This window comes from Bradyrhizobium sp. USDA 4474, from assembly GCF_054057515.1.
In genome coordinates this window covers 4,960,148-4,973,340 of record NZ_JBSRZJ010000002.1, presented here as the reverse complement: position 1 = coordinate 4,973,340, position 13,193 = coordinate 4,960,148, and the positions used below count along the sequence as shown (strand labels likewise).

Sequence of the window (13,193 nt, the reverse complement as noted above, 5' to 3'; positions counted from 1 at the left end):
AAAACAGACAGGTTGGACTCTGTCCAACGATCCGCGCCCCGAAGCATCCACTGCTCTTCTCAACGGGCTTGATCCGCACGTAACGTCAGATTGTAGAACCTTATCGCCGATGGGGGTTCGTCGAACTAACGAACGTTTGCCTCGGCAAGCGACCTCGACCAGGGGCGTCTGGTCACAAGTACATGCGGTTTTACTTTAGGTGACCATCGGAATGTCAAATATGCGGCCCGCCTCTATTGCGAGAGCAGCGCTTCTCTTCTGCGCGTTTGCCTCTCCCTTCGCGCGCGGCTCTGAAATAAAGATTGCGGTGGCCGGCCCAATGACTGGAAGCAGCGCAACGTTCGGCGCGCAAATGCGCGATGGGGCGGCTGCGGCAGTCGAGGCCATAAATGCTTCGGCCCTACTTCCCGACCATGCCAAGGTCGTACTGAGTGTCGTTGACGACGCCTGCGACCCAAGGCAAGCTGTCGCAGTCGCGAATAAGCTCGCAACAGAGCGGGTTCTGTTGGTGGTTGGCCATTTTTGTTCCGCTTCATCGATCCCGGCCTCCGACGTCTATGCCGAAGCAGGCATCGTTCAGGTATCACCAGGCTCATCAAGTTCTCTGTTGACGGAGCGCGGGCTCGAAACTGTCTTTCGGATCTGCGGCCGCGACGACCGACAGGGAATCGTTGCCGCCGACTACATTCAGGCGAACCACCCCAACGAGAGCATCGCGGTGCTCGATGACAAGAGCACGGCTGGCAAGGGTATTGCCGACGTGGTCGAAGCCCAGCTTCATCGGTTCGGGCGACAAGTCAGCCGGCAAAGCTATATTGCCGGTGAAAAGGACTTCAGAGCGTTGGTTTCAAGAATGAAGAAGGATCGGGTGCGCGTCGCCTATATCGGCGGCTACCACACTGAAATTGGATTGTTCGCACGCCAGGCGTCGGAAGCAAACGCAAACTTCATAGTCATGGCCAACGATCCGCTAATGAGCTCCGAGTTCTGGGCCATCACCGGCAGCGCTGGGAATGGCACATTGTTTACCTTCATGGCTGACCCCGCTGGGGATGCCAACGCGGCCGCAGTGGCCGCCAGTCTCAAAGCTTCCGGCCTGTCCGTTGAAGGCTACACGCTATACGCCTATGCAGCTGTGCAAGCCTGGGCAGAAGCGGTGAACCGGAGCGGCTCCTTCGACGCTGCGCGCGTCGCCAGCGCGCTCCGTTCACGGCCGATCGATACTGTAGTTGGGCAGGTCCGGTTCGATAAAAAGGGCGACAACTCGGCCTCTGGATTCTTCGTTTATCGATGGCGCAACGGCCATGTTGAACGGGTCAAGGAGCACTGATTCTCATGCAAAGCCGGCGCCCGAAGCGAGACATCTCGCGAATGACAAAACGCTCTCAGAAGGTCTTCGCAGCGATACTCGCTGGCTGCTTTATACTCGTCGCTCTCGGAGCATTTTTCGCGCTCGCTGCCGCACTCGCAGAGCTACCCAGCCCTGACCAGACAGAGGTGCTACGTCCGATGATAGACAAATAGCAGCCCCCTTTGCGTGATCCGCCCAGTCATAGGGTCTCTGAAGGTGGCCATGTCCTTCTACGGGTTTGAATACATGATCGTTCTGCGGCCGAGTGATTCCAGGTTCAAGATAGGAAGAGCGAAGCTCACATGTTTATGGTCAAGCACGGGCTTAGCTGGATGCAATCGGCGCTTGCTGTCAGATTCAGTATCCACGTATTCTCTTTTCTCGATCATAAGCTGTGATCCACGATCGAGTGAGAGAGGGACGGTATGACGCAGTCGGACAGACTACCTAGCCTATACCAGGGTAGTGGGAGCAGCCGGGCTGCCGGATAGAAGTTGCCGAGATTGCTCGTCTCCCACTTCGGTCTGGGACTACTCAGAGTTCGGGATTCGTCAAAACGATTCGCTGCTATCTCTTGCCCTCTCACTCATGGCCCGCCAACAGCGGATCAGCAATCTGCCGATATCTCTTATGCTTGCCAAGGCTAGACAGCCGGAAACACCCATTGACCGGTTTCCCATCAAGGCAGTTGAGATAGCTGCGCTATCAACGAACTGGATGCATTCCATCAACACTTTCGATTTTACTAGTTCGAGCCTAACACCGCATAAGTCGGCCGCCGGCTTACGGAAGGCACAGCTCACGAATGTCGCGTGTTAATGGATCCTTTTCAGCTTGGTCGCAGTCCAGCTCACGTCTATCGCGGCTGCGTCGAGCATCGCCTGGCAGCGAGACATGTGGGGGCGAATGCAGTGCGAGGTCCGATCTTAGCCAGCCGCGCAATCTCTAACATCGTGGCCATCCCTTTGGCATGATACTTGATGGCTCCGCGAAGTCAGCTCTCAGGCAAACTGTTCGGCAATGGTAAATGCTCTGCAGCATAGAGCTTGGGCAGCTGAACTGCCCTCTGCACCGGTGCGGGCTGGACTTTTCGCTCCGACCAGGCCGGTAGCGTCAGCTATCCGACACCGTCATCGCGGCCTGCGGCCAAAGCGTCACAATCGGCTGCATGGCCCCGAACGGAGTCACTGCTGTTGCGGAGCGCGCTGGATGGCTCGCAATACGTTCAAATCGCTAGCCATCAACAGTTTTCGTTTTCCCCTGGATCGTTGGCGGCACTTATGCGCCCCCTTTCTAGAAAACCGGCACACCTGCCGTGCAGCATTCATTTGTCCAGCGGAGCTTCCGCCGTTTGGCGTACGCAAAACGATACCTTTAGTCAGCCTGCGTTGCATTCACTACTTTGGAGAAATACCGTGGAACTTGACCCTTCCAATTCACGCATACAGCATCTCGAGGATCGGATCGATCTGCAACTCGACATCGTGGCGGGACTCATGCGCGAAGAAGGCGACGAGCTTGAAGCGATCCGACTGCTCAATGCGCTCATAAGTCAAATGATTGCGGCGGAGCTGGAGCTCGTCCAGCTTGGCGATGCCAGATCCGGCGGCGGACAAATGCGACTGTCGCGAGACCGCGGTGTCTACTACCCCGAGGAGCTCCGGGTTTTGGGACGCCTTTTTGATCAAACTGTGGCGGCTTTGCCGGAAGCGCTACGAACCTCCGCCAATCGAATGACGATCGCCAAGCTCATTTTTTCACGTGCAGCAGTGGACTGAGGTTTATTACGAATGTGCCGGCTTCCCCTCCGCTCGCTCTGTTTTGAGCCCGGAAGCGAACGGCCACCGCTTCTTTCGCGAGTGGCAAAGAGCCCTCTCGAGAGCATCGCATTTGCCCTTGCATCGCGCTCCCTGTGTAGGCGACTGACCTGGAACAAGCGCCACACACACAGGGCAGAAGCATAGGCTGGGTGAGTAAAACGTCGATGGGTCATTTAGTTATGTCAGAAAGCCGACACGGCGGATCCAGAACACGCTTACATGATCCCGCAGCGGATATCACCAGCGCCAATGTGTTTGGACGCTTCTTGGCTGCAGCGCGAGAAATGACCAGCCCTGTCCATTTTCGCATTGCTCGGCTTCAATCGCGACTGTTTGGTGCCGATGCTCCGGCATGAAGAGCAGCTACATCTCGTGATTTTTGACCGATGCCGACCAACAGGACCACTCCGGCAACCAATGAACAATGACCCGCATTTTGATTATCTATTTTTCCGAATTCGTCCGATTTCGGCGCGGCGATGCGACCTTCGGTCATCGGACTTTCAACAAGCATCTATATGCTCTCCATAAAGCATCGAGAGCAGCTCGATAGAAAGTCTGCCGGGCTGACGCCCTGCTTGCTGACGCACGCTGCATAATGTCAGCTTTCTCTGTTTCAAGATGTCGAGGAATGTTTGAGATGGATCAGATCTTTTCCCAGCACGCGCAGGTGCCAGACGCCGTCGTGAGCGCCGCATTGGACAAGGCATGGAGCTTTGTTGAGACGGATCCCTTGTTAGCACATAATCTCAGGGCCGTCCTTTATAGCCGGCTGCGCACTTACCTCGAATGTTCGGTAAAAAACGGCGAACGGAATACTCTAAATCTGGCAAACGACGCGATACGCAACTTGCGGGCTGAATTGGCGCCGTCGAGCCAGAAATGAGGCGCTTTCACCTTTAGCGTCGAGACGATTTGATGTCATCGCATTCAGAGGCGCAATGCGATAGAACAACCGGGTCAGCGCGCGTTCGAGCAAACTTTGCTCTCCTCATGTGCATCTTCGTTGATGAGAACGTTCCCGAAAAGCTATTACCTCTGCACCTCATCTGCCGACTCGAGACCCGTAAGCTGAACACCAGGCCGGGTCGACGATGAGAGGCGCCGGCCGCACTGGTATTCGCTGGCGTCAGGAAACCGATCACCGTTTTCTCTCCTACCCCTGAGCTCGGCACAACTTTGCGCAACTAAAAGAGCAATATCTAGCCGCAATGGCTTTCCCGACCCGGCGATTGCGCGCGCGGTCGGTCGGCATCGCGCAGCTCCGATTAAGAGCGATAGCATGACCGTGTTGCCCGAAGCATCGCGTTGGCGCGCATCGGGCCGGCATTTTAGGCGCGGCCTGTTGGCGTCCCTTGCGACAGATGGAGCCAGACACCGCCGCTCTGCCTCGCAGATCATGGTTAACGATCCTATGCGACGAAGCCTCGACGCGATCGCTGCCGAGCCACAGCGTCGCGTTAGGAGCGGAGCAGCGGCGAGTTGCGCGCCGCGCAACCTGACGTGGCGTGCGATTGCGCACATTTCTTTCCAAGACATGTTGTGCGGCAGTTACAGCAATTCGCGTTCATGTTGTTAAACGCACGCCGCTGGGGGCACCGAAAGGAAACGACACTGCAATGAAAAAGATTCTAGTTCTGACTGCCAGCATCGGCGCACTTGGTGCGGCCGCTCCCTCATTCGGCGCGGACTTGGCCGAGCAGCCTAACAAGGTCAAGGCGGCACCGGTGGCGGTCGCAGCCCCAGTCATCGATTGGTCCGGCTACTATGTCGGCGTCAATGGTGGCTGGGGAACGAGCCGCAATTGCTGGGATTTCAATGGCGTCACTTCCGAAGGCTGTCATGATTCGGCTGGCGGCACCTTTGGCGGCCAGATCGGCTATCGTTGGCACATCTTCAACATGGTCTATGGCATCGAAGGTCAGGGCAACTGGGCGGACTTCAAAGGCTCCAATGTTAGCACCGCCTTCCCGGCAAACACCATTGGCACCACGACAGATGCATTCGGTCTACTCACCGGCCATATCGGATACGCATTCAACTCTGTGCTAGTGTACGGCAAGGGCGGTGCTGCGGTGACCAGCAACACCTATCAGGTCAACTCGGCGACAACCAGTGCGGGTGGCAAAAACGATGATGTGCGTTGGGGAGGCGTGCTGGGCGCCGGCGCCGAAGTCAGCCTCACGCCGAACTGGTCAGCTGGCGTCGAGTATAACCACTTGTTCATGCAGCGCAGCAACATCAGCTTCCCAGCGGCACTTGGCACCGATCGCGTGCATCAGGACGTCGACCTCATCACGGCTCGGCTTAACTACAAGTTTGGCGCGCCGTTTGCCCGATAAAGATCCCCACGCACTTGCATGAATCGGGACCCCGACCCGCGGTCGGGGTTCTTTCCTCAAGTGCTCCTCTCCGGCCCCAGTTCCAGAGCCACAGCTGCGAGCTTATTTGAGCAAATGGTCGCCCGCGAGATAGAGTGAGGCCGTCACGCCCAACTCGTGAGGCAAATCGCTGCGCCCGTTCCACTGCCCATCGGCTTTACGAAAGTCCAAGAACCTCGGTCAGCGCGAGATAGCCGACTTGTCCAAGAGCACTGTATCTGCGAGTTCGTGACGATGCTCAACTCGCCTGAAGCCGGAAGGCAAAGATGTGCCGGTCAGCGATCGTCGCTCAATCGAATTCAAAGAACATCAAGGCGAATAGCCATGGCGATTGCTTGAATCCGGCTGTCAGCACCCAGTTTTGGCATCGTGTTCTTGACAGGAAAATTGACTGTATTCTCGCGGATTCCTAGGATCATCCCAATTTCCCAGGACGATTTTCCCTCAGCGACCCACCGCATACAACTGAGCTCCCGCTTCGAGAGCGTCACTTTCTTCTCGCAAAAGGTACTGCGAGGACGAGCGATCTCGCTGTAGGCGCGTGAATCAGACAGGCGAGCGTGTTCAGATGCCCGATGCGCTCCCTGAGGATCAGCATCGTCGAAGTCCCATGCAAACGACACCACAGATATCCGACCCAACGGGCCAAACAACGGCAGGCACGCTCATGCCATGCTTCAGGCCCGCCTCTCTCGCCTCCTCCAGGACGCGTCTCTCATCCGGTTGAAGTTGATGGTGTTCGGCGACGTGATCCCACAAAAACGGTCGCGAAAGCATCGGCGTCCGCCGGACCACTGGACGATAGTGTGGTACTTGCGCTTAAATTAGCGGTGGCGGCCACTTCACAGCCATATCGGAGGTGGACAGTCCTCTAGCCCGATTGCCTGGACGACGTTGAGAGCGCCGTAGGCCGACTTCAGTGAACCCTTCCTTGCCGGCACAGCGCACAAGTAACTCGAACGGCGCCCTGAGGGAATGCGTCTGGTTCGTGCACTCGGTGAAGCTGAAGAGGTCGAAGTGCGATCGCTCGCCAGATTCAGACGCCATTCGCCGCACTCGGCGCTCTGCTGCCGGCGCTTGCCTGATCGCATGGTCAGGGAGCCGAGATATCGCCATCATCCCTGCTTCGAGGCGAGCGATGAAGTGATCGGTCCAGGTCGCCGATAGCGAACAGACAAAATCGGAGATCATCGTCTGCCGCCCGTTTTGTTGAGGTTTGCCGTCGATGAGGACTAAGCGATGCGCCCACCTTACTCATGCGGCAATGATAGAACGTGGGAGGCTGCGGACTGCGCCTGGAACAAGGACCAAGCAGTACTAACCGCAAGACCCGAGGCCCTGTTTAGCTCGCATGAGGATAGAATTTAATCGTGCTCGGATGAGGCTCGTGTAGTCTTGAATGGCACGAGAAGATCCTGTGCTCGAAAATCGCGCGATATAGGTAAGGTAGAGCATGCGCATGGCGATGCGGGACTCGACCCGCCCCTTGTCCGTATCAAGACCTTGCTTCTAGACGATGACAACAGGAACGCCATCTTTTTTACCTATATTGCGAATCACCATGGCGTTCGCTCATCCACCGCCCTGTGGCGGCGACGCGAACGCGATCGATGAGCAACACGGAATAGCCAAGGCACAAGACATCTTTTTCGCATCATTGTACGGCGTCTCATTGGGTCCGCCCGGCGTGGCAGGCGCGAAAAAGCCGAACGCTCAGAAGCGGGCCATGCTACAGGCGCAACGAGAGCTACTCGTACACGCGGGATCTGCTTGATGCAGAGGACACTGTGCATGCGCTTCTCCAGCAGGGAGATGACCCGGGCCAGACGCACCAGCAAATGCCATACCAACTATCAGCTTGCTAAAATCAGGCGTCGCAGAACTCGCTCCGAACGCGGACGGTTGGGTACAACGTAGGTACCTCGAAGCATTCATGACATTGCGAGGGAATGCGACAGCAAGCGAGCTACACCGCACTTCACCTCGGCAGCTCACTGCGGCCGGCCGCCTCAAGCCCCGCCTTTTTAGGACCTTAACGCAATCCCATTACGGCCTGGTCAAGTGCCAACGTCGGCAATTGATGGGCCGATCCACACATGGCACTCGTCCAGGAACTTGAACCAACTGCAGTTCCAGCCGCGCGTGTCGGCGAAGTTCGCCTGGATCCCTCGAGCCAAATACAACTCGGCCGCACCTAAAGGAGGAATTATGATGAGCTTGATGGAAAAGGACGAAAATCACCGCCAAGATCGGTGAAGCATGGCTTCTCTGCTCATCGCGATCATCTCACTGCTCTATGCGAGCGTTGGCCAGGCTGGTGGCACTGCGTTCCTCTCCCTAATGGCATGGTTTGGGATGTCATCGACAGAGATGCGCCCGACGGCACTTGGTCTCAACATTGTTGTCGCGACTTATTCTACTTGGCTCCTCAACCGCAACAAGGTCGTTGAGTGGGCAATCCTGCGCCCGCTTCTCTTTTCCTCGATGCCGACGTCCCTCGTCGGCGGCTTAATTGTGCTCGGTGAGCATATGTACAGAACATTGACGGGGCTCATTCTTCTTCTGGCGAGCGCAGCGATGATCACGCAGCGGGGACGAGCTGCTGGCCGCGCTCGCGAAACTCCGCTGCGGGCGAGCGTGAGCATTGGCGCGGTCTTAGGCCTCGTTTCCGGGCTGACTGGGGTGGGAGGCGGAGTGTTCCTCGCCCCGCTGCTCATCGCACTGAATTGGGCGTCACCGAAGCAGACCGTGGCGCTATCACCGCCCTTTATTTTGGCCAATTCCACAGTGGGTTTCGTCGGAGCCCTTTTCGCCGGGCAATTTCCCTCGCCAGATTTGGCCATTTACGCGATCTCAGCGTTGGCGGGGGCAGTCGCTGGAACGATAATCAGCCTGAAATGGCTGGACGCGACAGGAATCAACTTTATTCTCGTGACGGTTCTGCTCATTGCCGGCGTCCAGTTGGTTTTTGCTTGAAAGTCTCAACTCTATCTTTAGTGCGATTGGCAGCAGGTCCTGCGCGGTCAGATCGGCAGGCACGATGATGGAGGCCGCAGCGGGGTCTGGTCCGAGTGTCTTTCCTAGCTCCGAAAACTGACTCACGCGATCACGAAAATCTGTTCTTGGAAAGAGGTTACAACTTGAGGGCGCCTTTCACCTCAGCGATTTCGGCTGCAGGCTTTCGAGTAATGAGCGCTTCGCTGGCCGTGTGCAGAGCCGAAGGATGCTTCGCCTCGGAATAGCGCGTCAAATAGCCTCAACCTCAAGTCACCCGACATCATGAGCTTTGTTGAGCCACGTAACGTGGCAGCGAGCGATGCCTACAAAGGCAATGTCAGAACGAAAACAACCCAGCTGTGAAGCAGAATCGAATATCGCAGATAGTCTCGCCTCTGAAGACATTCGGGACGGTCTCCTCTTGCAATTAGCAAGACGTTCACAGTCGTTGCGGGTGTGTGAACCGCATCGGGCAGGAACGAGACGCCGCCGCCTAACGAAAGCGCCCCGACGCACTTCGCCGTGGACGGAAAGTGCGCTGGGGTCGCCCCAACATCATCAGTACATCCGTGATGATGCTTGCGGCAATGAAACAACTAGCGTGGCAGAATTGAGGCTTGTGTGTTCGATACTGGATCAAACTTATCTTCGTGCGCTGTGCCAAAGGACTTGAATCGCACGTTGCGTCACGTTGTACTGTGACGCTACTCGCACTCTCATGGAGATTATCATCCATATCACGTCCGCCTCAAAAGGAGGCGCGCGTTCGACGGTCGGGAGCCGACCACGGCGACTGGCGATGTCACGAAAACGCTGCGAGCGTTGCTCGTGCCACCTGGCTATTCTGAAGGCAAGTCTACGCTCAACGACTCGTGCGCCAGCACATCGGTCCAAGCGATAATTGTGCGGGACTGCCGGCAATCAACAACATTTCGAGGCGGCCTCATCCTTTTTAGGAAACTCAAATAGCAGAGATTACCTGCTACGCGTGACTGCTGATGAAAAGCTGACGGGCCTGAAGCGTCTGACGACTCGCTCTTCGCGGCGCTCGACATTGCAACGGACAAGGTCATCGGCAAATGCTATTCCCGCTACCGTGCCGCAAATTCGCCAAGTCCCTCGACGCGATCGAGGCCGCCATCCCGCGCGGACGCAATGTCCATCTCCTCATTGACGACTCGCCACACAACGCCCCACTGATCCGCAGCTGGCTCGCGAAACGGCTGTGTTCGCATATTGAGCTCCTACCGACCAGTTTGTCCTGGCTCACTCCGGTTGAGCGCTTCCTCGCGCTCATCACCGACAAGAAGATGCGGCTTGGCGTCTATCGCAGAGTCCCAGGCCGTGCGCACGGGCATTCTGGACTTCATCAGTTATCACAATGCCAATCCCTTGCGATTCAAGTGGACCGAATCCCCAGACGACATCCTCACGTCCATCGAACGCTTCTGCCGACACTTAGGCATCGCAACGTTGCGAAGTTCTGGTTCGGCCCACGACGCCCGTTTGACATAACGCAAAGACATTGGAGAGAGGATCTGTCAGCTTTGTGCTTACCTGAGCATGGGAAAGTTAGGACTTGCAGACCTCTCTTTTGAACAAGTATTGCGATGCTCGCCTGCCCTGGTATACGATCTACCCGGCCGCCCGGGACTTTTCCGCGATAGTTGGCGCTGACACTTGTGCAACATGGCTGTCTCGGCTGCTGCCCGACGACCCTGTATCGCTCTACATCCACGTTCCGTTCTGTCGCTCTATTTGTTGGTATTGCGGCTTCCCTACCAGCCTTGCGCGCAGCAAGCGACCGCTTCGCAACTATTTGGCAGCACTGTGGGACGAGATAGGCTTGGTCGCAGAGCAAGTGCCGAGCGCTTTGCCGGTGAGCGATGTGCATTTCGGCGGTGGGACGCCGACCACCGTTGCACCTTGCGATTTTCTCGCCTTGATGGAACTCCTACGCCACCGTTTTCAGTTCAACAATACAACTACCATTGCCATAGAAATCGATCCGCGTCGACTCACGGCCGAGATGGTCGAAACGTTACAAGCGGCCGGGGTCAGCCGCGCGAGCATCGGCGTGCAAAGCTTCGATCCCGTGGTTCAAAGGTCTGTCAACCGCGTGCAGAGCGAGGAGGTGACGGCTTCCCTCGTCGCCAGTCTACGCCAGCATGGGATTAGACGCATCAATTTCGACCTTCTCTTCGGGCTACCGCATCAGACGGTGCGGTCCTGCGTAGCCTCCGCGCGGACAGTACTGGCAATGCGGCCAGACCGGCTTGCGGTCTTTGGCTACGCTCACGTCCCCTCCTATATGAAACGTCAACGCCACATCGACGAGACGGCGCTGCCGGATAATATTGCCCGCGCTGAGCAAGCCGCGGCCATCGCAGATACGCTGGTCTCGGCCGGCTACCACCAGATCGGGCTCGACCATTTCGCTCTACCCGGCGACGAGCTCGCGCTGGCGCAGAAAGCTGGTCGACTGCGCCGCAACTCCCTCGGTTATTCGGCTGACACTTGCAAGACGGTGATCGGCTTAGGTCCGTCCGCCATCGGCCGTTTGCGTGAGGGTTACGTTCAGAACGAGATGTCGACCACTTCGTATCAGGAACACATTCAGGCCGGCCGCCTGGCCACTTCAAAAGGCTACTGTCTGTCCGCAGAAGATCGCCTTCGCGCCGCGATTATAGAGCGTCTGATGTGCGATTTGCAGGCCGACATACCAGCGATCTGCGCTGCTCACGAATTTGATCCGGCTTTCCTCCTCGATTCTGCAGGCCGCCTAGGCATGCTTGCCAAAGATGGGATCGTGGACATTGAAGATGGATTTATTCGGGTCAAGCAGGAGCATAGGTTTGTCATTCGTGCAGTTGCTGCCGCATTCGACACTTGTCTCGATCGTATTCCTATTACCTAAGCCACGCATGTAAGCAGACTACATCCAAAACGCTACTTGCGATGGAGAGATCCAACAAGCGCGTCCGGGCAGACAGGCCAGATCTCGAGGATGCGCGGTATGACGAGGCTTTCAGGTATGGCCTCGAAACTGGCGAGAGCTGATGAGAGGAGAGCCGATTGAAAACGAAGTGCATGGGGGCGCTGCGGTCTACCCTCGAGGAAGGCTCTGCCCGCTACGGCAGAGGATCTCTATCGTGATCAAACTCCGACACGATACGCCGGCACCACCTCAGCTTTCGCTATTTGCGATCGGCGCAGCTTTGCGAAGCATGGCCCTCCTCGGGGGCAGCTGGAAGCGGGTACGCCTGCAGCGGTCTCGACCTCACGGCTCGTCTTTCTTCGGTCCTGCGACCACTGGCGCTCCTCCGACAGAAACAGGCCCTTCTGGTTTGGGCCGGCCGAAGCCTTTCGTGGTGCCGCTTGAAACAGCGCGGGCTTTCGGCAAAGGCGGCACAGGAGCAGCAGGAGGCAGAGGTGTTGAACTTTGCAGCGAATCTATTCGCGAGGCTAACATGCTGATCTGATCCAGGATTCCTTTCAAGTCCTCACGCAGCGCATCGAACTGGCGGTTGAGTATCACGATCTCATCGTCAGCTTTCTGTTGTGCCCACCTCATCTCCGACAGGAGAGGCCTGTCCCCTGGGGGCGAACTCATCGTTGAAGCGACATCCTGGACTTCCGGCGTCTCACCGAACTGCTCAAGGTTAATCCAAAGCCAAGCTCCCGAAGCACACGAGCAAGCGAGGAGAACCGGCAGCACAAAAAACACTGCGAGATTTCGTCTTGACGGACTGTGCAAGAGCGGCCGCAAGTCCGAAGGCGCAGCTGGATCACTCACATCCATTGTTCCTCGCTCAACATCCGATTCCAGCAGGTTTCTTTGACGATCAACGGCCTGCGATTCAGAAGCGCTCAATGAGCTGCCAGCGTCCACAATAAGAAATCTTGGCGAACTCCTGGCCGGCTGCTCCTGCTTTCATTTTACCCCTTTTAGGCAACGGCGCAGTTTGCGCTCATCCCTCGAAGATTGGGTCTCGCAGGTTGATGGCGCAGCGTTTTCTTATCATTCAGACGAAGAACCCGGCAGATTGCTCAGCCTCGCCTTGCGCCTTGACGACATCAGCAACTTCATCCGGCACATCAAAATAGCCGCCACGGGTGAGCGGCTGAGCCGCAATGTCAGATTGGACCAGCTATCATCGTTACTGTTCAACTACCAATTTCGGCGGGTTGTTCGAGGCGACGGATACATGGCAAGCGTGACCAACGAACGCGCGCACGTCGAGAAATCGGATGCAACACAGATTTTGCCGCAACACCGGCACTGAGAGAGCCAGCAACTTGCTCGCAGGTAGTCGCGAAAGCTGCTCTATTCCCGATCGCTCCGGCCGCCTGGCCGGCAGGCCAGACAGCTGGGATTGCCGGATGCGCAACTTCGACGGCTGCTCCGCCAGCTTGGCGACTGTATCGTGTTCCGCGACAATTACCAATGAGGTGCTTTGTAAAGCCTGGCCTCGCCGCCAAAATCGCGCCTGAGCCAGGGGGAGCAAATGGACATTCGCAAGCCTTTTGTGCCCGTGACAGCCTCGCGCTCGTTGTTAGCATTGACAAGCCAACGCTCGCGGCGCGCTCTCGGCCCACCGGCGCCATAAGCACGGTTGCGATCCTGGTCCATGCCCCCCCGAG

General features: G+C 57.1%; 11 protein-coding genes. 7 read left to right on the top strand and 4 right to left on the bottom strand.

Annotated features, from left to right (window positions below; genetic code table 11):
• Positions 1-211 precede the first annotated feature (211 nt).
• Both ACVW16_RS25115 and ACVW16_RS25110 read left to right on the top strand, forming a co-directional pair.
• Complete coding sequence (locus ACVW16_RS25115; RefSeq protein ID WP_456701718.1) at positions 212-1,330, top strand: branched-chain amino acid ABC transporter substrate-binding protein; 1,119 nt, start codon at positions 212-214, stop codon at positions 1,328-1,330.
• A 1,436-nt stretch (positions 1,331-2,766) separates the two neighbouring features.
• A complete protein-coding gene (locus tag ACVW16_RS25110) occupies positions 2,767-3,129 on the top strand; it encodes a NolY (protein ID WP_456701717.1) in 363 nt (120 codons plus the stop codon).
• Between the two features lie 361 nt (positions 3,130-3,490).
• Here the strand turns inward: ACVW16_RS25110 and ACVW16_RS25105 are convergent, their stop codons facing one another.
• Positions 3,491-3,685 carry a hypothetical protein gene (locus ACVW16_RS25105; protein ID WP_456701716.1) on the bottom strand — a complete coding sequence of 65 codons (195 nt, stop codon included), beginning with the start codon at positions 3,683-3,685 and terminating at the stop codon, positions 3,491-3,493.
• A gap of 126 nt (positions 3,686-3,811) precedes the next feature.
• Here ACVW16_RS25105 and ACVW16_RS25100 point away from each other — a divergent pair, with 126 nt between their 5' ends.
• Positions 3,812-4,057, top strand: coding sequence for a hypothetical protein (locus ACVW16_RS25100; protein ID WP_456701715.1), 246 nt, complete (start codon positions 3,812-3,814; stop codon positions 4,055-4,057).
• Between the two features lie 733 nt (positions 4,058-4,790).
• Entirely contained in the window at positions 4,791-5,513 is a 723-nt protein-coding gene (locus ACVW16_RS25095; RefSeq protein WP_456701714.1) for an outer membrane protein, read from the top strand.
• 338 nt (positions 5,514-5,851) lie between these two features.
• Here ACVW16_RS25095 and ACVW16_RS25090 read toward each other — a convergent pair whose 3' ends face one another.
• Positions 5,852-6,175 carry a LuxR family transcriptional regulator gene (locus ACVW16_RS25090; protein WP_456701713.1) on the bottom strand — a complete coding sequence of 108 codons (324 nt, stop codon included), beginning with the start codon at positions 6,173-6,175 and terminating at the stop codon, positions 5,852-5,854.
• Positions 6,144-6,329 carry an autoinducer binding domain-containing protein gene (locus ACVW16_RS25085; RefSeq protein WP_456701712.1) on the bottom strand — a complete coding sequence of 62 codons (186 nt, stop codon included), beginning with the start codon at positions 6,327-6,329 and terminating at the stop codon, positions 6,144-6,146. Before ACVW16_RS25085 ends, ACVW16_RS25090 begins: the two co-directional genes overlap by 32 nt.
• A 1,482-nt stretch (positions 6,330-7,811) precedes the next feature.
• On the opposite strand from ACVW16_RS25085, the gene ACVW16_RS25080 reads away from it, so the two are divergent.
• Positions 7,812-8,528, top strand: a complete 717-nt coding sequence (locus ACVW16_RS25080; protein WP_456701711.1) for a sulfite exporter TauE/SafE family protein — start codon at positions 7,812-7,814, stop codon at positions 8,526-8,528.
• A 1,600-nt stretch (positions 8,529-10,128) separates the two neighbouring features.
• Positions 10,129-11,466 carry an oxygen-independent coproporphyrinogen III oxidase gene (gene hemN, locus ACVW16_RS25075; protein WP_456701710.1) on the top strand — a complete coding sequence of 446 codons (1,338 nt, stop codon included), beginning with the start codon at positions 10,129-10,131 and terminating at the stop codon, positions 11,464-11,466.
• 363 nt (positions 11,467-11,829) lie between these two features.
• Here the strand turns inward: hemN and ACVW16_RS25070 are convergent, their stop codons facing one another.
• Positions 11,830-12,441 (bottom strand): hypothetical protein, encoded by a 612-nt coding sequence (locus ACVW16_RS25070; protein ID WP_456701709.1) that lies wholly within the window; start codon positions 12,439-12,441, stop codon positions 11,830-11,832.
• Between the two features lie 73 nt (positions 12,442-12,514).
• On the opposite strand from ACVW16_RS25070, the gene ACVW16_RS25065 reads away from it, so the two are divergent.
• Entirely contained in the window at positions 12,515-12,835 is a 321-nt protein-coding gene (locus ACVW16_RS25065) for a hypothetical protein (RefSeq protein WP_456701708.1), read from the top strand.
• Positions 12,836-13,193 lie beyond the last annotated feature (358 nt).